General features: G+C 62.5%; 18 protein-coding genes. 12 read left to right on the top strand and 6 right to left on the bottom strand.

The window, feature by feature from the left end; all coding sequences use genetic code 11:
* Positions 1-46: 46 nt before the first annotated feature.
* A complete protein-coding gene (locus NKJ23_RS23720) occupies positions 47-1,330 on the bottom strand; it encodes an NAD(P)/FAD-dependent oxidoreductase (RefSeq protein WP_352682770.1) in 1,284 nt (427 codons plus the stop codon).
* Between the two features lie 225 nt (positions 1,331-1,555).
* Between NKJ23_RS23720 and NKJ23_RS23715 the strand changes: the two genes are divergently transcribed.
* The 6 genes from NKJ23_RS23715 (at position 1,556) to NKJ23_RS23690 (ending at position 7,743) form a co-directional block, all read left to right on the top strand.
* The gene (locus tag NKJ23_RS23715) at positions 1,556-2,713 is read left to right on the top strand and encodes a fumarylacetoacetate hydrolase family protein (RefSeq protein WP_352682768.1); all 1,158 of its coding nucleotides are present in this window, start codon (positions 1,556-1,558) and stop codon (positions 2,711-2,713) included.
* A 78-nt stretch (positions 2,714-2,791) separates the two neighbouring features.
* Complete coding sequence (locus tag NKJ23_RS23710) at positions 2,792-3,586, top strand: SDR family oxidoreductase (protein WP_352682766.1); 795 nt, start codon at positions 2,792-2,794, stop codon at positions 3,584-3,586.
* Positions 3,587-3,836: 250 nt separating this feature from the next.
* Positions 3,837-4,769, top strand: a complete 933-nt coding sequence (locus NKJ23_RS23705; protein WP_352473388.1) for a substrate-binding domain-containing protein — start codon at positions 3,837-3,839, stop codon at positions 4,767-4,769.
* Between the two features lie 107 nt (positions 4,770-4,876).
* A complete protein-coding gene (locus NKJ23_RS23700; RefSeq protein ID WP_352682764.1) occupies positions 4,877-5,863 on the top strand; it encodes an ABC transporter permease in 987 nt (328 codons plus the stop codon).
* A 3-nt stretch (positions 5,864-5,866) separates the two neighbouring features.
* Positions 5,867-6,661 (top strand): ATP-binding cassette domain-containing protein, encoded by a 795-nt coding sequence (locus tag NKJ23_RS23695; protein WP_352569415.1) that lies wholly within the window; start codon positions 5,867-5,869, stop codon positions 6,659-6,661.
* 59 nt (positions 6,662-6,720) lie between these two features.
* Positions 6,721-7,743: a LacI family DNA-binding transcriptional regulator gene (locus NKJ23_RS23690; protein ID WP_023674039.1), complete on the top strand. Its 1,023-nt coding sequence runs from the start codon at positions 6,721-6,723 to the stop codon at positions 7,741-7,743.
* Positions 7,744-8,292: 549 nt separating this feature from the next.
* On the opposite strand, the gene NKJ23_RS23685 is transcribed toward NKJ23_RS23690, so the two are convergent.
* The gene (locus NKJ23_RS23685) at positions 8,293-8,874 is read right to left on the bottom strand and encodes a TetR/AcrR family transcriptional regulator (protein ID WP_031211029.1); all 582 of its coding nucleotides are present in this window, start codon (positions 8,872-8,874) and stop codon (positions 8,293-8,295) included.
* A gap of 253 nt (positions 8,875-9,127) precedes the next feature.
* Between NKJ23_RS23685 and NKJ23_RS23680 the strand changes: the two genes are divergently transcribed.
* Genes NKJ23_RS23680 through NKJ23_RS23670 form a run of 3 tightly spaced genes read left to right on the top strand, consistent with a single transcriptional unit; the run spans position 9,128 to position 13,744 of the window.
* Positions 9,128-9,400, top strand: coding sequence for a hypothetical protein (locus NKJ23_RS23680; protein WP_031211028.1), 273 nt, complete (start codon positions 9,128-9,130; stop codon positions 9,398-9,400).
* A complete protein-coding gene (locus NKJ23_RS23675; protein ID WP_352682762.1) occupies positions 9,394-12,573 on the top strand; it encodes an efflux RND transporter permease subunit in 3,180 nt (1,059 codons plus the stop codon). The genes NKJ23_RS23680 and NKJ23_RS23675 overlap by 7 nt, the downstream gene beginning before the upstream one ends.
* Before the next feature lie 16 nt (positions 12,574-12,589).
* Complete coding sequence (locus tag NKJ23_RS23670) at positions 12,590-13,744, top strand: efflux RND transporter periplasmic adaptor subunit (RefSeq protein WP_352660823.1); 1,155 nt, start codon at positions 12,590-12,592, stop codon at positions 13,742-13,744.
* Between the two features lie 310 nt (positions 13,745-14,054).
* On the opposite strand, the gene NKJ23_RS23665 is transcribed toward NKJ23_RS23670, so the two are convergent.
* Positions 14,055-14,573, bottom strand: a complete 519-nt coding sequence (locus tag NKJ23_RS23665) for a cupin domain-containing protein (RefSeq protein WP_352682760.1) — start codon at positions 14,571-14,573, stop codon at positions 14,055-14,057.
* Complete coding sequence (locus NKJ23_RS23660; protein WP_352682757.1) at positions 14,515-15,135, bottom strand: TetR/AcrR family transcriptional regulator; 621 nt, start codon at positions 15,133-15,135, stop codon at positions 14,515-14,517. Before NKJ23_RS23660 ends, NKJ23_RS23665 begins: the two co-directional genes overlap by 59 nt.
* Before the next feature lie 251 nt (positions 15,136-15,386).
* On the opposite strand from NKJ23_RS23660, the gene NKJ23_RS23655 reads away from it, so the two are divergent.
* Both NKJ23_RS23655 and NKJ23_RS23650 read left to right on the top strand, forming a co-directional pair.
* Positions 15,387-16,112: a GntR family transcriptional regulator gene (locus NKJ23_RS23655; RefSeq protein ID WP_352682755.1), complete on the top strand. Its 726-nt coding sequence runs from the start codon at positions 15,387-15,389 to the stop codon at positions 16,110-16,112.
* Positions 16,113-16,162: 50 nt separating this feature from the next.
* Entirely contained in the window at positions 16,163-17,269 is a 1,107-nt protein-coding gene (locus NKJ23_RS23650; RefSeq protein WP_352682753.1) for a mandelate racemase/muconate lactonizing enzyme family protein, read from the top strand.
* A gap of 223 nt (positions 17,270-17,492) precedes the next feature.
* On the opposite strand, the gene NKJ23_RS23645 is transcribed toward NKJ23_RS23650, so the two are convergent.
* Both NKJ23_RS23645 and NKJ23_RS23640 read right to left on the bottom strand, forming a co-directional pair.
* On the bottom strand, positions 17,493-18,515 hold the full coding sequence (locus tag NKJ23_RS23645) for a hypothetical protein (RefSeq protein ID WP_352682752.1): 1,023 nt from the start codon (positions 18,513-18,515) through the stop codon (positions 17,493-17,495).
* A 98-nt stretch (positions 18,516-18,613) separates the two neighbouring features.
* Entirely contained in the window at positions 18,614-18,910 is a 297-nt protein-coding gene (locus NKJ23_RS23640; RefSeq protein WP_352682749.1) for a hypothetical protein, read from the bottom strand.
* On the opposite strand from NKJ23_RS23640, the gene NKJ23_RS23635 reads away from it, so the two are divergent.
* Entirely contained in the window at positions 18,909-20,231 is a 1,323-nt protein-coding gene (locus NKJ23_RS23635) for an NAD(P)H-dependent oxidoreductase (RefSeq protein ID WP_352590126.1), read from the top strand. The genes NKJ23_RS23640 and NKJ23_RS23635 overlap by 2 nt on opposite strands.
* Positions 20,232-20,239: the final 8 nt, after the last annotated feature.

The raw sequence follows: 20,239 nt of genomic DNA, 5'->3' as shown, positions 1-20,239 counted from the left end.
TCATATTTGTGAAATTGTCAAGCTGTTTCACGCTTGAGCATGAACGTCAGCGTTCGAAGGCGTCCAGCATCCGGTACCAGGCGATGGTCGCGGCAACGCCGATCTGCCGAAAGGCGTGAAACGGGATCGGCCGGATCGGCGATATCGGGAACGGCAATTGCCTGGTGTCGCCGCTCGACAAATAGGAGGCGATGCGCTCGCCAAGCGCGGTCATCAGGCCGATGCCGCGGCCCTGGCAACCGACGACCGCCAGCAGACCCTTCTCTGGCTCGTGGATATGCGGGAGATGGTCCGGCGTCATTGCCACCCGGCCGAACCAGCGCTTTTCAATGGCCACATCGGACAGCGCCGGGTAGAGCCGCAGCAGCGCGCGTTCCAGATGCGCCCAGTCGGCCGGGCCGTTCGGCAAGGCCATGCGGCCGCGCCCACCAAGCACCAGCCGGCCGTCGGCACTCTTGCGGTAATAGACGAGGATGCGGCGCGAATCCGACACCGCCTGCCCGTCCGGCAGGATCGCCGCCGCGAGATTGGACGATAGCGGCGCTGTCGCGATCTGGAAGGAATGCAGCGGAACGATCGTCTCGGCGAGGCCGGGGAGCAGGCCGCCGGTATAGGCGTTGGTCGCCAGAACGACCGCCTTGGCCTTGAGTTCGGCGCCGCTTTCCGCCGAAACGTGCCAAATGCCAGCATTCTTGCTGATCTGCATCACGTTCTGGCGTTCGGCGATCTTTACGCCCGCCGCTGCAGCGACGCGCGCCAGTTCCGACGTGTAGGCGAGCGGATCGATGACACCGGCGCGGCGATCGAGCCAGCCGCCGAGATAGCCTTGCGTGCCGGTCATCGTCGCGATCTCCGTCGCGCTCAGCAGCCGGACATCGGCGCCGCGGGCGCGCCACTGCCGATCCCGGTTCGCCGCCGCTTTTAGCGCGGTCTCGGTATGCGCCGCCTGGATCCAGCCATTGCGGACGAACGGCACCGCCAGTCTTTCGTCGCGGATCAATTCGAAGACGGTGTCAGCGGTCGAGGCGGCAAAGTTGACGAGCGCTTCGCCGCGTTCGAGACCAAAATGCTCCAGCAGCCAGTCCGGATCGTATTTCAGGCCGGGAATGACCTGACCGCCGTTCAGGCCGGATGCGCCATTGCCAATTTCGCCGGCCTCCAGCACCTGGACGGCAAGGCCGAGCCGGGCAGCGTGCAAGGCCGTTGACAGACCCAGAATGCCGCCGCCGACGATAACGACATCGACGCATTGGCCGGCTGGAAAAAGCGACTGGAACGCGGTGGCTGTCCGCGGCTTCTGCCAGATTGGATCGGAAAACCGTAAGAGCAAGCGTCACCTGGAGATTTCAGTAGGTGAAAACCCTAGCGACGGTTTCATTATTTTGAAAGAGCGTTTTCCGTCGCCGTTGGCGCACGTCGGGCTCGATCAAGGTCCAGCGATGCGAAGACCGCTTGAAAGAATTGACAAAGCTCGCCCTGCAAGCGGGATAGACCTTTGGCGGGAATTTGTTGAAAGTGCCGCGGCCGAAGGACAAGACAACAGGAAATGTAAGCCATGACGAACGCCACACATTTGCCCGCCGAAGGCCTCTTCGTGGGCCGCGCCCGGGCGAGCGATGCTTCCCATCCGCTGGTGGTCACGGTGCGTGACGGCACGGTCTTCGACATCACATCAAATGTGGCACCGACCGTACGCGACGTTTGCGAATTGCCGGATCCGGCGGGGCACGTCCGCTCGGCCAAGGGGCGGCCGATTGGCCCGTTCGATGCCATTGCCGCCAACAGTTTCGAGACAGCGCGAGATCCGGGGAAACCGTACCTGCTGTCCCCCGTCGACCTGCAGGCGATCAAGGCATCTGGCGTCACCTTTGTCGTCAGCCTGCTCGAGCGCGTTATTGAGGAGCAGGCGCGCGGTTCGGCGGAAAAGGCCGACGCCATTCGCGCCGACATTGCCGGGCTGATCGGCCACGATCTGTCGAAGCTCAAGCCCGGCTCGCCGGAAGCGATGGAGATCAAGGCCAAGCTGATTGCGCGCGGCGCCTGGTCGCAATATCTGGAAGTCGGCATCGGCCCCGATGCCGAGATCTTCACCAAGTGCCAGCCGATGGCCTCGGTCGGCTTCGGCGCCGATGTCGGCCTGCATCCGGTTTCGACATGGAACAATCCGGAGCCGGAGATCGCCATGATTGCCGCCAGCAGCCGCAGGATTGTCGGGGCGACGATCGGCAACGACGTCAATCTGCGCGACGTCGAGGGGCGCTCGGCGCTGCTGCTCGGCAAAGCTAAGGACAACAACGCCTCGGCAGCACTTGGCCCCTTTATCCGGCTGTTCGACGAGACGTTTTCCATCGGCGACGTGAAGCAGGCGATCGTACGGTTGAAAGTCGAAGGCGAGGATGGGTTCTCGCTGGAGGGCGCCAGTTCGATGGCCGAGATCAGCCGCTCGCCGGAAGAGTTGGTCGCCGCCGCCATGGGGCCGCATCATCAATACCCGGACGGGCTGGCGCTCTATCTCGGCACCATGTTCGTGCCGTCGAAGGATCGCGGCGAAACAGGCAAGGGCTTTACCCACAAGGTCGGCGACATCGTCACCATCTCGTCGGAGAAATTCGGCGCCTTGGTCAACCGCGTGCGGCTGTCGCCCGACTGCCCACACTGGACCTACGGCGCCAGCCACCTGATGCGCGACCTCGCCAGGGCCGACCTCATCTAGTCCCCCAGCCTAACATCCGATAGATTCTAGAATTCTCTGATTGGAAATTACCTGCTCGTCGGCATTCGGGAGAGTCCATTGATCGTCGCTCTTGAGGGCAAGACCCTTGTCGTTACCGGCGGAACGCAAGGGCTTGGCGAGACCATCGCCCGGCTGGCCTCAGCCGACGGCGGCGAAGGGATCGCCATTGTCGGCCGCAATGCCGAGCGTGGCAGACGCATCGCCGAAGAGCTTTCACGACCAAGCCGGCCCGTCGTCTTCATCCAGGCCGACCTTGGAGATCCGGCCGCGCCTGCAGCTGTCATGGCGGAAGCGATCAAAAGACTCGGCCGCATCGATTGTCTGGTGAACGCCGCGGCCCTCACCGACCGGGCCTCGCTGGAAACTGGCACAATCGACGACTGGGACAGGTTGTTTTCCGTCAATGCGCGCGCGCCGTTCTTCCTCATGCAGGCGGCCGTAGCCGACATGAAGACACGGCGGGCGGCGGGCGCCATCGTCAACATACTGTCGGTGAATGCGCATTGCGGTGCGCCGGACCTTGCCATCTATTCCGCAACCAAGGGCGCGCTTTCGACGCTGACCAGAAACATTGCCAACGCGCATCTTTCCGATCGCATCCGCGTCAACGGCATCAACATGGGCTGGGTAGCGACGCCGGCCGAACAAGAGATGCAGGCGCGCAGGCTGGGCAAGGGCGAAAACTGGGCAAAGATTGCCGCCTCCGGCCTGCCGCTTGGTCGATTGCTGACCATGGACGAAGTCGCCCAGCTAACGCTGTTCCTGCTCAGCGACGCCTCCGGGCTGATGACCGGGACGCTTATCGACCTAGAGCAATACGTGCTCGGCGCGCCGCCGCGCAGCATTGCATGACGGTCGCAAGGCCGATCGTCGGCCGCCTGGAAAATATCAGCCAAACTGATGCAATCTGATGGGATTGCTGATGGCGCGGTGCCTTGCGCCAACGTCCATTGGCAATCGAGGCTTGCCATCGACCGAAAAAGGGAATGCTCTAATGCGCCCAGGTCGACGCTGGCAAATGCGATCACGGCTTTGGCCGCGCACGGTTTTTGGCCGCGATCGTCGTCGGAGGAGGAGTTCGGTTCAAATGGGAGGAAATCAAATGCTGACGAGGCTAAGACTGCTTGTACTTGGCTTGGTGGTGGCGCTGGCCATTCCGGCCGCGGCACAGGCCAAGACGTTCTACTGGATTTCGCATGGCGGCCCGGCCGATCCGGTCTGGACATACTTCCTTGCCGGCGCCAAGCAATGGGCGGCGGACACCGGCAACACCGTCAACACGTCGTTCCACAATGGCGACGTGGCGTCGCAGCAGGAGGCTGTTCGCGCCGCGATTTCCGCCAAGGCCGACGGCATCACCACGACCAGCCCTGATCCGGGCAGCCTTGTCGAGATCGCCAAGGAAGCGCGGGCGGCGAACATTCCGATCATCAACTTCAACACGCCCGACCCGAAGGCGGACTTCAACGCCTATGTCGGCGGCGACAACGTCACCTTCGGCAAACACTGGGCGCAGTATCTGGTCGACAAGGGCCTTGTGAAGAAGGGCGACTTCGTCTGGATGCCGGTCGAGATTCCCGGCGCCACCTATGGCGTCCAGGAAGAGGAAGGCATCAAGAGCGTGTTCGAGCCGCTCGGCATCACCTATGAAATCACCGAAGCGACGCTCGACCAGGCCGAAGTGATCAACCGCATGGTCGATTACCTCACCGCCAACAGGGCCAAGGTCAAGGCGGTTATCGGCCTCGGCGACCTTGTCACCGGTTCGATCAAGCGGGTGTTCGACCAGGTCGGCGTCAAGCCGGGCGAAATCCCGGTCGTCGGCTGGGGCAACTCGCTCGACACCACCCAGGAAGTGCTGAACGGCTACGTCAATGCCGCGCAGTGGCAGGATCCGCAGGCGACCAGCTACGTCGCGCTCTCGCTCGCCAACATGGCGGCGAGCGGTATTCCGCCCGGCTTCGACGTGATCACCGGCGCGCTCTACGAGAAGGACACCGCGGCAGTCTACGACAAGATCCTGTCCGGCAAATAAATCCGCGATCGAGTTGGTCACGGCCGCTTCGGCGGCCGTGACTGTCTCATCATTCCGCCGAAGCCGGTTGCGGTCGCGGCCAAATCCAATCCTATCGCGGGTCCAAGGTGGAAAATCGTTCTCTTATCCAACGCTCGATCGCGCGGCCCGAGTTCGGGCCGTTTGTGCTGCTCGTCGTCGAGATCGCCGTGTTCTGGGGCATCAACCACGACTTCCTGTCGCCGCAAAACATCTCGAACACGCTGGCCTTCACGGTCGAGCTCGGGCTGATCGCGCTGGCGATGACGCTGTTGATGACATCAGGCGAATTCGATCTCTCGGTCGGCTCGGTGTTCGGCTTCTCGCCGGTCCTGATGTGGACGTTGTTCAACAGCGGCGTCGCCTCGCTGGAAGCCGCCTTCGTCATTGCGCTGGTGGTCGCTGCGTTCATTGGACTGGTCAATGGCTGGTTCGTGACGCAGCTCAAGATCCCGTCCTTCCTGGTGACGCTGGGCATGCTGCTGGTGGTGCGCGGCACCGCTTTGTTCGTCACCAACGGGTTTCCGCAGCGGACCTGGAGCGCCGAGGGCAGCTGGCTGGCGGAAGCCCTGGTCGGCGATTTCTTCATCGGGCCGTTCCGTATCTACATGTCGCTGTTCTGGTTCATCGCCGCCGCAATCGCGCTCGGTTACGTGCTGACGCAGAGCCGGACCGGCAACTGGATCCAGGCGGCCGGCGGCAACCCGAGTGCTGCAAGGGCGCGCGGCGTCAATGTCAGCGGTGTCAAGATCGGCCTGTTCATCCTGTCGTCGCTCCTGGCCTCGCTTGCCGGCGTCATCAGTTCGCTGCGCACCTCGGCGGCCAACCCCAACAGCGGCACCGGCTACGAGCTCGAAGTCATCGCCATGGTGGTGATCGGCGGCACGGCGCTGACCGGCGGGCGCGGCACAATCATCGGCACGGTGCTCGGTATCCTGATCCTGCGCGTGATGCGCAACGGCATCGTGCTGATCGGTGTGCCGGGCCTTGCCTATAATATTTTCATCGGCGCCATCATCCTCGGCATGATGGCGCTCCATTCATGGCTGGAACGCCGGCATCAGGCAGGGACTTGAACCATGGCCGAACCGCTTGTCCGTATGGAAAATATCCGCAAGTCCTATGGCCGCGTGCAGGCGCTGGTTGATGCCAATTTCCATGTCAACGAAAGGGAGATCGTCGGCCTGCTCGGCGACAACGGCGCCGGCAAGTCGACGCTGATCAAAGTGCTGTCGGGCGCGGTCCCGCTGACCAGCGGCGACATCTTCATCCGCGGCAAGAAGGTGAATTTGCGCAGTACCAGCGACGCCATCGCCCATGGCATCGAGACGATCTACCAGGACTCGGCGCTGGTGACGCAGCTGTCGATCGCCCGCAACCTGTTCCTCGGACGCGAGCCGATCAAGCCGCCGCGTTTCCTCAACCGCATGGACCAGGAGGCGATGAACGTGGTTGCCCGTGACCTGCTCAAGCAGGTCGGCATCTCGAAGAACATCCCGCCGACGACGCCGATCGGCTCGCTCTCCGGCGGCGAGCGGCAGGCGGTGGCGATTGCGCGCGCCATGCATTTCGACAGCGATCTCATCATCCTCGACGAGCCGACCAACAATCTCGGCGTCGCCGAAACGCAAGGCGTGCTGAGCTTCGTGCGCAGTGCCCGCGATTCCGGCCATTCCTGCATCTTCATCGCCCACAACATCCATCATGTCTTCCAGGTGGTCGACCGCATCGTCGTCATGCGACGCGGCAAGGTGGTTGCCGACGATATCGACCCGAAGAAGACCAGCGTCGCCGAAGTCGAACGCGTCATCACCGGCATGTCGGACAAGGAGATCCATGACGCGCTGGTCGAGGGCACGCAACGGCCCAGCTGAGCAGCCGGGGGTCGGCCTGATCGTCGAGGCACTGGATCGCATCGCCACATGGTTGCGACATGAAAGCCACCGTTTCGGATATTGCCAGGAGCTGCGGCCTGTCGACCGCGACGGTCGACCGTGTGCTCAACAACCGGGCGGGAGCCAGTGCCGCCAACCGGCAGCGCGTGATGGAGGCGGCCAAGCAGCTCGGCTATCTGCCGGTCGTCGACCAGGTCGCGTTGCCCTCGCGGCCGGCGCATCTCGAATTCTTCCTGCCGATCGGCAGCAATGCCTTCATGGCCGATCTGGCCAGACACATCGAGGATTATGCGGCGCGCCTGCCGCTGGTCGCCTCCTGCCGCATCCACAAGCTCGCCGGCATCTCGCCGAGCGCCTTGCAGGCGGCCGTCGAAAACCTCTCGCTCAAGGCGAACGGCGTCGGCGTCATCGCCATCGATCATCCGAGAACGCGCAACATCTTGCGCGAGATCGTCGAGGCCGGCATCCGCCTGGTCACACTGGTGTCCGATGTTCCGGGCGCGCCCCGCTCGGCCTATGTCGGCATCGACAACCGGGTGGCCGGCCGCACCGCGGCGCTGCTGATGGGACGGTTCCTCGGCGGCCGCCAGGGCCATCTGGCGATGGTCGTCGGTTCACGCTCCTACCGCGGCCACGAGGAACGCGAGATGGGCTTTCGCTCCGTGCTCGGCGAGGAGTTCCCCAACCTAACCGTCACCAGCGCCGTGGAGATCAACGACGAGCCGGAGGTCAGTTATACCGCGACCATGAAGGCGCTGCACAACGAGCCGGAGCTGCTCGGCATCTATTGTATCGGCGCCGGGCGCTCGGGCGTGGCAAAAGCATTGCTCGAAGTCAGGCCGCAGACGAAGCCGGTGTTCATCTGCCATGATCTGACGCGCGAGACGCGCGGCTATCTCGTCGACGATCTGCTCGACGTCGTCATCGACCAGAATGCGCGGCTGATCGCCGAACAGTCGGTCATTCGCCTGCTCGGCTCGATCGCCTCGTCGGCGCCCTATCTGACGCGGAAATTCATCGAGCCGCGCCTGATCTTCAAGGAAAATGTCCCGGTGCAGTGATGTCGCGCGAGGCGATGGTCGCTCGGGCCTCGATCGTTAAAATTCGGTTGATACCGCAAATCTGCACATCACCTATGCAACTTTTGTGGTTGCCGAATCATTGGGCAATCGATAGTTTCGCAGGTGTCGGCCATCTACTCCTCCCAGATGCGATGCCGACGCTGAGTGCGGTACACCTCCTCCCGTGCCGTATTCGAAATCGAGCCCGCTGCCACCTCCTCCCGGCAGCGGGCTTTTTTTGTTCCGGCTCCGGGATAGCGGCCAATGCTTGCGGTCGGGACAGCACCGGACACGTTTGGTGATCCGCGGATCGATGAGCTTCGCTGCGACCGCCGCGGCTTTGTCGGGCAGAATCCTGTCACACTTGTCACTCTCACCGGTTCGCCGGCGGCCCTATCCTGCCTCACGACCAGCAAACAACGCCGCGCCGGCCATGGTGCGGAGGATCGGCACAGGAGACGCGAGATGGCACATCGCGATGGGACGAGACATCACCCGGCGGCGCGGCCCGCAATCGAAACGCCACGTATCGTTTCGCCGCTTGCGAGACTATCTGGCCCTGAAAGACGTGATCAGGCCTTCCGCCATGCGGACGAACTGCGCGCTCGGGCCCTCGGCGCCAACGCTTTGCAGGCTGACGCGGGCGCCCTCGAGCAACAGCGACAGCGTATCGGCGAGAAGCTCGGCCTGTCCGATGCCGGCATCGCGACACAGCGAGACCAGCCGCTCGCGCTGGGCTTCCTTGAGTTCCTTGATCACTTGCCTTGCCGGATGATCGGCCTCGCTCAGCTCGATGGCGGCGTTGGCCATGTCGCAACCGCGACGATCCGACATCAGGCAATCGGCCGCCATCCGGACCCAGGCGTGCAGCTGCGCCAGCTTGTCGCCCGGATTCTCGGCCTCGAACTTTTCCCACATCGCGTTGGCGCTGCAAGCGGTCGCCCGCAGACATTCGATGATCAGGTCGTCCTTGGACTCGAAATGTCGGTAGAGCGTCATCTTGTTGGTGCCGGCGGCCTCGGTAATGGCGTCGATGCCGACGCCGCGAATGCCATGCTTGTGAAACATGTCCCGTGCCGTCTCCAGGATCCTGTCCCGGGGGCGAACACGCTCCACAACACCGTCTGTCATCAAAACCTCCGTGATTGCGTTTCCCGAAATTCCCTCGGTGCACCTCTTGACTAGGGTGTTACCGGTCTGTAACGTTAGAGATGTTACTTACCTGTAACACCCGCATTGCATCATGTCAAACTCGCAAGTGCCAGCCATCAGCCCCGCCCCGATCGGCAAGGGGACGAACCGCACCTCACGGCCTCGGCCGGCGAGCAAGAAAACACCAGATCCGCGGCTTGCCGCGGATCACCAAAAACCAGGAGCCGCTTCGATGTCGCAGCGCAATGATCTGACGATCGATGAAGTCGTAAGGGATCCGATGATCCGCATGCTGATGAAGGCCGACCGCGTCGACCCGCGGTCTTTCGAGGCGATGCTGCGTGCGCTGGCGGACGAACAGGCCGAGCGCCGCAATGCGCCGCGCCGCCTTGAAGATTTCGGCTTTCTCGAAGATTCCGGCTCAACACGCAGCCGGCGGCTTTCCAGGGTAGCCAGGGCGTTTGGCCGGGCCAGAGCATCGGGCGAGGCGTGCATATCATGGTAAACTTCTTCATTCATCGTCCGATCTTTGCGTCGGCGATCGCCATCATCATGGTGCTCGCCGGAGCGATCTGTTATTTCCTCCTGCCCGTCTCGCAGTTTCCCGACATCACTCCGCCCCAGGTCGTGGTCAGCGCCCATTACCCGGGCGCCAGCGCGCAGGTCGTCGCCGACACGGTGACGACGCCGCTCGAACAGCAGATCAACGGCGTCCAGGGGATGACCTATATGTCGTCGTCGAGCTCCAATGACGGCTCCTCGACGATCACCATCACCTTCGACGTCGGCTACGATCTGAGCACGGCGGCCGTCGATGTCCAGAACCGCGTTTCGCAGGCGGCTTCCTCGTTGCCGGCCATCGTCAATCAGGGCGGCGTGACGATCAAGAAGCAGAACCCGAACTTCGTCCTGATCGTCGACCTCACCTCGCCGGACGGTTCCATCAACCCGGTCGCGCTGAGCAATCTCGCCTATCTGCAGGTGGTCGATCCGCTGAAGCGCCTGCCCGGCGTCGGCGACGTGCAGATCTTCGGCGAGCGGCGCTATTCGATGCGCATTTGGCTCGACCCCGACAAGCTCGCCAATCTCGGCATTACTGCCGTCGACGTGCAGAACGCCGTCGCCGAGCAGAACGTCCAGGTGGCGGCCGGCAAGATCGGGCAATCACCGGCTCCGGCCGGCACTGCCTTCGAGATGCAGGTCAACGCCGTCGGCAGGCTGAGCGATCCCAAGGAGTTCGGCGACATCGTCGTGCGGGCCAATACCGCCAACGGCTCGCTGGTCAGGCTGCGCGACGTTGCGCGCATCGAGCTCGGCGCGCTGCAATATTCGTCGTCGGCCTTCTTCGGCAAGGACCCGACGGTGGTGCTCGCGGTCTACCAGATGCCGGGCTCCAACGCGCTCGATCTGCAGCAGCGCGTCAAGGACAAGATGCAGGAGCTGTCGGCCCGTTTCCCGAAGGGCGTCAGCTACGCCATGCATTACGATACGACACGTTTCGTTTCGGCCTCGATGCACGACGTGCTGATCACGCTCGGCGAGGCTCTGGTCCTGGTCGTCGCCGTGGTGTTCATCTTCCTGCAAAGCTGGCGCACCACGATCATCCCGACGATCGCAATTCCGGTGTCGCTGGTGGCGACGCTGGCCGTCATGCATATGCTTGGCTTCTCGCTGAACATGCTCAGCCTGCTCGGCATGGTGCTGGCGATCGGCCTCGTCGTCGACGACGCCATCGTCGTCGTCGAGAATGTCGAACGCCAACTTGAGGCCGGCCTCAAACCGCTGGCTGCCACGCGTACCGCGATGGCGGAGGTTACCGGCCCGATCATCGCCACGACCGCCGTGCTGATGGCTGTGTTCGTGCCGGTTGCCTTCATTCCCGGCGTGTCCGGCCGGCTCTACAACCAGTTCGCCCTGACGGTGGCGATCTCCTTCGGCATCTCGGCCTTCGTCTCGCTGACGCTTACCCCGTCGCTCAGCGCCGCCTTCCTGCGCCACCGGCCGGAAACGCAGTTCGTGCTGTTCCGCTGGTTCAACATGGGCTTCGAACGGCTGGCGCATGCCTATGCGAATGGTGTGCGCATTCTCATCCGCCTGCGCTGGATCATGCTCGGCGTGTTCGCGGCCGGACTTGTCGCGACCTATTTCGTCTGGCAGCGCCTGCCCTCGACCTTCCTTCCGGTCGAGGACCAGGGCTATTTCTTCGTCGTCATCCAGCTCCCCGACGGGGCCTCGCTGGAACGCACAGACGCGGTGGCGCAAAAGGCACGCGACATCCTGCAGAACACGCCCGGCGTCGACATCGTCGGCTCGATCAGCGGCTTGAACTTCCTGACCAGCGCCGCGCAGTCGAACTCGGCGGTCGAATTCGCCATCCTGAAGCCATGGGACGAACGCGGCCCCGACCAGAGCGCCTCGAAGCTCGTCGCCGACGTGCGCAACAAGCTGCTGCAAATTCCGGAGGCTTTTGCGCTGAGTTTCGACCCGCCGTCGATCCCGGGCATCGGCACCACCGGTGGCTTCGAGTTCCAGGTCGAGGACCTGACCGGCCGCGGCAGCGTGGCGCTCAACGATGCGACGCAAGCGGTGATTGCCGAGGCGCGCAAGCAGCCCGAGCTCAACCCGCAGCAATTGTTCTCGTCATTCTCGACCTCGACGCCGCAGTTCAACTACGATCTCGATCGCGCCAAGGCGAAGCTGCTCGGGCTCAACCTGCCGGACGTGTTCAATACGCTGCAGATCTATCTCGGCTCGCTCTATGTGAACGATTTCAACCTGTTCGGCCGCACCTTCCGGGTGACGATCCAGGCCGACAAGGACTCTCGCGCCGGTCCGGCCGACATATCGCGGCTCTATGTCCGCAATGCGTCGGGTGGGATGGTGCCGCTGAGCACGCTGGGCAAGCTTGTGCCGATCGTCGGCCCCGAGACCGTGCCGCATTACAACAACAATGCGTCGGCCCTGATCAATGGCGGCGCCGCCCCCGGCTTTTCGTCCGGCCAGGCGGTGGCGGCAATGGAACGTGCCGCTGCCACGGCGCTGCCGAGAGACTTCGGCTACGAATGGACCGGCATCACCTATCAGGAGCTCAAGGCGGGATCGATCGCATCCGTCGTCTTTGGTCTCGCGATCGTCTTCGTTTTCCTGATCCTCGCCGCGCAATATGAGAGCTGGGCGATGCCGTTCATGGTGCTGCTGGCGGTGCCGCTCGCACTGTTCGGTGCATTCGTCGTGCTGTGGCTGCGCGGCATGCAGATCGACGTCTATTCGCAGATAGGCTTCGTCATGCTGATCGGACTGGCGGCCAAGAACGCGATTCTGATCGTCGAGTTTGCCCGGCGCCGGCGCGAAGAAGGCCTCAGCATCGTCGACGCCGCAATGGAAGCCGCGCGGCTGCGGCTGCGGCCGATCCTGATGACCGCCTTCGCCTTCATCCTCGGCGTGCTGCCGCTGATGTTCGCCACGGGTGCGGGTGCGGCGAGCCGGCAGTCGATCGGCACCACCGTCTTTGGCGGCATGGTCGCGGCGACGATCCTGTCGCTGGTGTTCGTGCCGGTCTTCTATGCGGTGATCGAGCAGCTGCGCGAGCGCCGCAGCGAGAGCGAACCGGTTTCCGAAGCGACCGAACAACCAACTGCCGAACCCGCCTTCGAGCCATTGGCCGAAGCGGCTGAATAGGACTGGAGAATTGATCATGCGTAAATGGAAAATCGCGCTGGGAACGGCCGTCGCCCTTGGGGCGATTTCGGTGGCGAGCGTTCACCTGCTCGACATGGGCAGCCTCAGCCTCAACGCCGGCACAGCCGGGGCGGCGACACCCAAGCCGGAAGCCTTTGTCATGCCCGTGCCGGTGGTGAGCGTCGTCAAGAAGACGATCCCGATCTATCTCGACTACGCCGCCCGGGTGGAGCCGATCCGCAGCATCACGCTGCAGGCGCGCGTGCCGGGCTATCTGCAGGAGCAGGTCGCCACCGACGGCAGCGACGTTGCGAAGGGCGACCTTCTCTACAAGATCGCGCCGGAGGATTTCCAGGCTGCCCTCGAGCAGGCGAAGGCGCTTATCCAGCGCGACACGGCAACACTCGACTATGCGCGCTCCAATCTCGGGCGCGGCAGCGAGCTCGCCAAGAGCGGCTATCTCGCCAAGGACGTGTTCGACCAGCGCACCAGCACCTTGCGTGAGGCTCAGGCCTCGCTCGCCGTGAACCAGGCCGCCTTGCGGACCGCCGAGCTCAATTTGAGCTATACCGAAATCCGTGCCCCGTTCGCGGGACGCATCGGACGCAGCCAGGCATCCGTTGGAACGCTGGTCAGCGTTGCCGGCACGGTGCTCAATTCGCTGGTGCAGCTCGATCCGATCTACGTCACCTTCAATCCGAGCGAAACGGACCTGACACAGATCGAGGAAGCCCGGGCCGCGGGACCGATCAGTGTCGACGTCCTGCTTCCCGGTGAAACGGAACCGCGCCAGAAGGGCGATCTTACCTTCATAGACAACACGATCGATCGCTCGACCGGCACGATCACGGCACGGGCGACGATCGGTAACGGCAAGTTCACGCTGCTCCCCGGCCAATATGTCCGCGTCCGGCTGCACGTCAAAGAGCAGCCCGATGCGCTGATGGTACCGCAGACGGCACTCGGCTCAGGCCAGCTCGGCAAATATCTCTATGTCGTCGGCAAGGACAACACGGTCGACCAGCGTATCGTTTCGCTCGGACCGACCAATGGCGATCAGGTCGCCATCTTGAGCGGTGTGGCCGAAGGCGACCGGGTGATTACCGGCAATCTGCAGAAGATCGGCCCGGGAATGCCGATCTCGCCGCTGCCCGAGAAACCGGCCACCTGATAACCCCCATCAGGTTCCGGTCCCGCGGCGCCCTCGGCTCCCACGCCAAGGGCGCCGTTTTTGCTGATGTTTTCGACACGGCCGATTCAAGCCGTAGTGCGAACGGCGGCTCTGGCGACGATGGCAGCATAGAGGCGCTCTCCAACTGTGAAGGCAGTGTGTGGATCAGCAAACGAGACATCCATCCAGCCGACGGCTTGTCGCGGCTATCGCGCGAACGCCCGCTTCGACCTGGAGGGATGGACTGCTGGATTTAGGCGGCATAAGGCACCGTCTTCCAGGTCAAATCCTGGCGCAACGGTTTCGCTGGTCAGGCCGCCTGCAGGATCCGGATCCCGTGGCGTCCGGTAAGCTCGATCACGCGGTTAATCATGCCAGCGGTCGGCGGGCCGGAGGGCGCGTCCTTGGATGCAGCCTCTTCGAAGAATGCGATCATCTCGTCGTCGACGATCGCCATGAAAATAACCGGCACGGGACCAGCATTGCGATAGCCATGGGGCGCGTTGCCCGGAATGGTGACGACATCACCGGGTTCCACCTCATATTCTTGCGCGACCCCATCGATCATTGTCCATATCGTGAGGGTGCCCTCGAGAATGCGGAAAATTTCCGCGGAAGGATGCGTGTGGGGCGGCGTGCCGCTTCCAGGAGGTACCGTGACGTCGATCACGTTGAGTGCCGTCCCAGCGAGCTTTGCCCGGACAGCGACCTGATCGCCCATCACCCAGAAGCCTTGAACCGAATCGGCCGGATGGACCGTCGCTTTGGTCTTATGCCAAGTCACTTGCTTTTTCCTTTCGAACAGCGCCTTGCTGCGATTTTGCCGCATTGAGCAAGGCGCGAATTGCCCAGGCGGCTGCCTCTCCGGCCTCACGGCCGGTAAGACCCCAGTAGTCTTTCATCGTCTGCCAGGCAGTGGCGCTGAACAGGAGCTGGATCACGGCCTCAAGCTGGCGCGCCGCCTTCGGGTCCATTCCGTTTGCGACTTGCGAAAGGCTGCTCTGAAAGGCACGTTGCCGCTCACCATTGGCTTGCAGGCGCATCTCGCGCCCGGTAGCGCTCGCATGCGAGGCTCTGACTACGCCTTCGATTGCGTCCAACGAGGCGAAAAGGTCGGGAGGAAGATCGATCAGATCCTGCTCCCGCTCAGGCCAGAACCGCACTCCCAGAGAGGCATTGGTGCTGGCCCAAAAGGCTTCCAAAAGCGCTTCCTTCGTCGGGAAATGGCGGAAGATGGTCCGTCGGTTTACGCCCGAAACCTCGGCAACCTCATCGAAGCCAAGGAGGCTGTACGGATTTTGCTCCAGAATCGTTCGAATGGACGCGAGGATGCGCTCGCGCGTGGCCTGCGCCTGCTCTACCCGCAGCGGGCTCTCGTATTTCTGAGTCATCGTTTGTGAATTCATGTCACTGCTAGTGACACAAACCTTCCCAGTCGTCAATGGACATTGCGAAGGCTACGCACCAGCCCGTTTCCCGCTGCGAGAAGCCAGCTGACGCTCAGCGGCCGGGACCTGGTCGGCTTGCATGGTCAGGCTGGCTGAGGCCGGAAGGGCGCCAATGTCTCCAGGATCGAGAATCCAGCTCTTGTTAGATTGTCGACAATCTGCTTGTCTTGCTTTCGGTTCCCTGGAGCAGCCGAATGGCAAAGCTGGATTTCAGTCCGATCGCGGATACGACACGCAGGGCCGAGATCGTGGGGCTGCTCCGGCGGGCGATCCTGACCGGCCAGTTGGAACCGGGGCAGAAGCTCAACGAACTCAGGATTTCCGAGCAGATGCGGGTGAGCCGCGCGCCGCTGCGCGAGGCGATGCGCGAATTGGTGCAGGAAGGCATCCTGACCAGCATCCCCTACGCCGGAACCTTCGTCATCGACGTTACCGCCAAGGACATCGATGATGCCTATTCGCTCAACAAGGTGCTGGACGAATTCGCCATCGCTCGGACCTGGCCGCTTCGCGACCAGCGCTTCTTCGACGAACTCGACCGGCGCCATGCGTCGGTGAAGCAGGCGACGCGCGAGGTGGACACGACGCGGCAGATCGAAACGGCGCTGCAACTGCATGGTCTGATCCACGAATGGGCCGACAATTCGGTGCTGCTGGAGACCTGGCAGCGGCTGACCAGCCGGCTGCAGATGTATTTCGCGTTGCACCAGCGGGCGCGCAACGAGCCGGTGCCTGCCGAAGATGTCCACGAGACCTATGTGCGGCTGCTCAAGGGCACCGACATGCCCGCCGCCCAGCGCCATGCCAAGGAGCATATCGATTTGGATTTCGAGGAACTGCTCGCCTATGCGCGCGGGCTGGAACAGCGCGGCTCAAAGGGCGCCGGCGCCGATCGTGCCGGCCGACCTAAAGGCGGCTGAGCCCGACAAATTTGACGGACATCCCGGAACACAGACAACGGACAGAAAACGTGCAGATCAAAACCATCAAGGCCTACCATGTCGTGCAGCCCTTCGTGGACGGGCCTTACCGCATGTCCAAGGGGCGTGTCGCCGATGCGTTCGACGCGGTGATCGTCGCCATCACCTCCGACAGCGGCCTCACCGGCTGGGGCGAGATGGCGCCGCTCGGCAATTTTTACTCCCCCGCCTTCGCTGCAGGTACTCGCGCCGGCGTCATCGAAATCGCGCCGCATCTCATCGGCCATGATCCACGCGGGCTTGCCAGTATCAACAGGCTGATGGACACGGTGTTCAAGGGCCATCCCTACATCAAGTCGGCGCTCGATATGGCATGCTCGGATCTCGCGGCGCGCGCCGCCGACGTGCCGCTGGTCACGTTGCTTGGCGGCCGCGAGAGCGAGACGGCGGAACTCTACAAGGTCGTCACCCACGGCACGGTCGACGCGATGGCCGCGCTCGCCAAGCACATCATCGGGGAAGGATTTCACCGGCTGCAGGTCAAGGTCGGCGGCAACGTCCATGACGACATCGAACGCGTCACAGCCGTTGCCGCCGCGGTGCCGAAGGGCACCGTCATCTTCTGCGACGCCAATGCCGGTTGGACGCCTTACCAGGCGCGCCAGTTCGCCGATGCGACGCGCAAGATCGACTATACGTTCGAGCAGCCCTGCACGACGATCGACGAATGCCTGTCGGTGCGCCGCTCGCTCGACAAGCCGATGGTGCTCGACGAATCCGTCGCCTCGCTGGACGACATGCTCGATATCCACCGCAAGGGCGCCGCTGACGGGCTGACGCTGAAGATCTCGCGGCTGGGCGGCGTCACCAAGACGCGCCAGATCCGCGACCTTGCCGTCGACCTCGGCTTCATGATCACGGTCGAAGACACTGGCGGCGCCGAGATCGACACATCGGCGATGGCGCATCTGTCGCTGTCGACGCCGGAGGAGCGCCGGCTGCACGCCATTGCCTTCCACGAATGGGTGACAGTGCGCACCGCATCCAACATGCCGCCGGTTTCGGGCAGCCGCATGGGCATTCCGGACGGGCCGGGCCTCGGCATCGATGTCGTTCCCGGCCTGCTTGGTGCGCCCTTCTTCGAAATCGGCAGCTGAGATGAATATCCGCCGCATCCGGCGACGCCGATAAACCTGCGGCTGGAGGCGCCCCACGAATGGTGTTCGACGGGCTGACGGGCTCTCGCCTGCTGTCGTCCGTGCCGAGGACGGACCGACTTCGGTTCGTTGTTCACAAATCGAAGGGTCGTGGGGAATATAGAGGCGGGAGTGCGTGCGCTGCACGACTGCCAAGGCTATCAGCTAAACGGAGATGCCGAGTTTACGGCTCAGGAGATTTTTCGACGAATGTGACTCTTTGAGCGCGAACTTGCCCAGCAAGAACTTCAGTCATGACTGAAGTTGAGTGATAGCTAGAAGCAAGCTCCTCAATAGATCTATAGGAATGTATGGGGTCTTGTTTCCCCGAGGCGAGCGGCTTGGCTTCCTTTACTACGAATTTGTCTTTTTTGAATTCCCATATGCCATGGACAAGTGTATTCCGGCGTTGTGATAGCTTGGCAATCTTTTCCAGCATACGTTTCGCCTCGTCGCGCATCTGGTCGCTAGCGCCAGACGCAGGTATCAGAGATGCGATTAAATCGAGCCGCGCCTTATTGTTTTGGCTGGAATAGAATAGGGCCTGTGCGCGTTCGATCGTTAGATCGGCGAGCGCAGATAGCAGATTGACCAAAGCGGTCTCCAAGACGCTGGCACGGATAATCAACACCCCGACGACCTGGAGAATGTCAGAACGGTAGTCCTGTCCAAAATACGTGACTGTCTTTGAGCCTTGGTGCTGCCCGCCAGGTATCTTCGCTGTCAGAGTGTTGAAATCAAACGGCGGAGGGGAAGGCATTGCTGACAGCGTTCTGTACATAGACGAAATGATTTGCGCCGTAAGTTGAGGGCCGAGGACTGTCTGGTATCGCTTGCCTCCCTTGGCAATCAGTATCAGTTCAGAATTACCCGCTGCTTTGCCTCCTTGATAGGTCACAGTGAAGGCCATCTGGGTCTCAATGAACGTAGTGTCTGGCGCTACTGGGGTCATTGGACGAGCTGAAATTGGCTTGGTTAATTCGAGCAACCCATTCAGATTATGGGTAATGTCCTCCATTGCGTGAATGTCAGCGTGGAAATAGCGAGTGACCCCATCTTTGCCTAGAAGGCCGAAATAAAACGTACCGTCGAACCAAGTGAGAAATCGATTGAAGCGCTCAACAGGAACCGCCCCAGCGAACTCTTCTGGGACACCTTGTTCCGCATCAAATTCAAATCTGTCGTGAATCTCAGGAATATGCGGCATGCCTGACCCCAAAGACGAAAATCAGAATTCAACGAAACGCTGAAGCGAATGCTTCGGACGCCCCCAAAGGCGCACGATAGCGACAAGGCTGAAAAGAGTCAGGATAAAAAGGAAAAGGTGAAGCCCGCTAAGGCTTCGCCTTCCTCTTCCTCAAAGCGATAAGCCTTCGCCCTCTTTTGCTTAGGCGTGACCGGCCTCACGCAATCCGCCGATAAGTAAGCGCTTGCCTTCTGCACGGACAGTCGCGTGGACCGACCGCCCATCCAAATCGTGATCGGCCGATTGCAGAGCGACAATGCCCAATTGCCGGTTGAAATATTTTTCATTTGCAAATAGAAATGTTCAAAACGTTGATTTGGACGCTGCGGCGCGTCAGGAACTGGAGGAAGCGACATGTCCCATCCGCAATTTGCAGCGGAACTTCTGCAGCGCGCTGAACAGCAGGGGCCGATCACCATCGGGCTTGCCGGCGCCGGACAGATGGGCACCGACATCGTCGTCCAGGTCGCGCTGATGCCGGGCATGCGGATCGGCGCCATTTCCGAAGTCAGGCCGCAGGCAGCGATCGACGCGGCGCTGCTCGCTGGCCATGACCGTTCCGACATCGTCCATGCCGGCAATGCGGCCGCGATCGACCGCGCCATCGAGGCCGGCAAGATCGCGGTGACCGAAGATTTGCATGCGCTGGCGGCGGCCGGCCGGATCGACGTCATCATCGACGCGACGGGCAATCCCAATATCGGCACGCTGTTCGCGCTGGAAGTGATGAAGAACGGCAAGCACATCGTCATGCTCAATGTCGAGGCCGACATCACCATCGGCCGCTTCCTCAAGGAGGAGGCACGCAAGGCTGGCGTCGTCTATACCGGTGCCGCCGGCGACGAGCCCGCCTGCACGCTGGAGATCATCGGCTTTGCCAAAAGCCTCGGCTTCAACATCATCGCCGCCGGCAAGGGCAAGAACAATCCGCTGAAGATCGACGCCATGCCGGCGGACTACGAGAAGGAGGCGGCCGAGCGCAACATGAATGCGCGCATGCTGGTCGAATTCGTCGACGGCTCGAAGACGGCGATCGAGATGGTGGCGATCGCCAATGCGACCGGCCTAGTGCCCGATGTGCCGGGCATGCACGGCCCGACCGCGACGCTGGAGGAGTTGGCCAGCGTGCTCTGCCCGCGCGAGGATGGCGGCGTGCTGCACCGCAAGGGCGTTGTCGATTACTCGATCGGCAAGGGCGTGGCGCCCGGCGTGTTCTGCATCATCGAGACCCGGCATCCGCGTGTGCTGGAGCGCATGATCGACCTCAAGGTCGGCAAAGGCCCCTATTTCACGATCTTCCGGCCCTATCATCTGACCAGCCTGGAAGTGCCGCTGTCGGCGGCGCGCGCCGTGGTCTACAAGCGGGCCGACATGGAGCCGCTCGACCATCCTGTGGCCGAGGCGGTGGCGGTCGCCAAGAGCGATCTTGGCGTTGGCCAGTCGCTCGGCATGATCGGCGAGAACGACTATCGCGGCTTCGCCATGACCTGGGGGGATGCGCGCGCCCGCGGCGCCCTGCCGCTCGGCCTTGCCGAACGCGCCAAGGTGGTTAAGCCGCTCAAGACCGGCGACTTCCTGACCTATGAAAATTGTGTACCCGACGATTCGATGGTGATAACCCAGATCCGCCGCCGTCTCGACCAGTCGGACGGACGGTTCGTTACAAACGCAGCCTGACCCCGCCG

The sequence above is a fragment of the Mesorhizobium sp. M0184 genome, from assembly GCF_040322215.1.
Classification (GTDB): domain Bacteria; phylum Pseudomonadota; class Alphaproteobacteria; order Rhizobiales; family Rhizobiaceae; genus Mesorhizobium.
This window is presented reverse-complemented; position numbering and strand designations above follow the sequence as displayed.

What these genes read in the sequence shown, in the direction of transcription:
- NKJ23_RS23680 (WP_031211028.1), top strand. Translation starts at nt 9,128, where the DNA reads ATGTCGCAGCGCAATGATCTGACGATCGATGAAGTCGTAAGGGATCCG.
- NKJ23_RS23660 (WP_352682757.1), bottom strand. Translation starts at nt 15,135, where the DNA reads ATGACTCAGAAATACGAGAGCCCGCTGCGGGTAGAGCAGGCGCAGGCC.
- NKJ23_RS23705 (WP_352473388.1), top strand. Translation starts at nt 3,837, where the DNA reads ATGCTGACGAGGCTAAGACTGCTTGTACTTGGCTTGGTGGTGGCGCTG.
- NKJ23_RS23635 (WP_352590126.1), top strand. Translation starts at nt 18,909, where the DNA reads ATGTCCCATCCGCAATTTGCAGCGGAACTTCTGCAGCGCGCTGAACAG.
- NKJ23_RS23665 (WP_352682760.1), bottom strand. Translation starts at nt 14,573, where the DNA reads ATGCGGCAAAATCGCAGCAAGGCGCTGTTCGAAAGGAAAAAGCAAGTG.
- NKJ23_RS23675 (WP_352682762.1), top strand. Translation starts at nt 9,394, where the DNA reads ATGGTAAACTTCTTCATTCATCGTCCGATCTTTGCGTCGGCGATCGCC.
- NKJ23_RS23690 (WP_023674039.1), top strand. Translation starts at nt 6,721, where the DNA reads ATGAAAGCCACCGTTTCGGATATTGCCAGGAGCTGCGGCCTGTCGACC.
- NKJ23_RS23640 (WP_352682749.1), bottom strand. Translation starts at nt 18,910, where the DNA reads ATGTCGCTTCCTCCAGTTCCTGACGCGCCGCAGCGTCCAAATCAACGT.
- NKJ23_RS23685 (WP_031211029.1), bottom strand. Translation starts at nt 8,874, where the DNA reads ATGACAGACGGTGTTGTGGAGCGTGTTCGCCCCCGGGACAGGATCCTG.
- NKJ23_RS23645 (WP_352682752.1), bottom strand. Translation starts at nt 18,515, where the DNA reads ATGCCGCATATTCCTGAGATTCACGACAGATTTGAATTTGATGCGGAA.
- NKJ23_RS23655 (WP_352682755.1), top strand. Translation starts at nt 15,387, where the DNA reads ATGGCAAAGCTGGATTTCAGTCCGATCGCGGATACGACACGCAGGGCC.
- NKJ23_RS23670 (WP_352660823.1), top strand. Translation starts at nt 12,590, where the DNA reads ATGCGTAAATGGAAAATCGCGCTGGGAACGGCCGTCGCCCTTGGGGCG.
- NKJ23_RS23715 (WP_352682768.1), top strand. Translation starts at nt 1,556, where the DNA reads ATGACGAACGCCACACATTTGCCCGCCGAAGGCCTCTTCGTGGGCCGC.
- NKJ23_RS23695 (WP_352569415.1), top strand. Translation starts at nt 5,867, where the DNA reads ATGGCCGAACCGCTTGTCCGTATGGAAAATATCCGCAAGTCCTATGGC.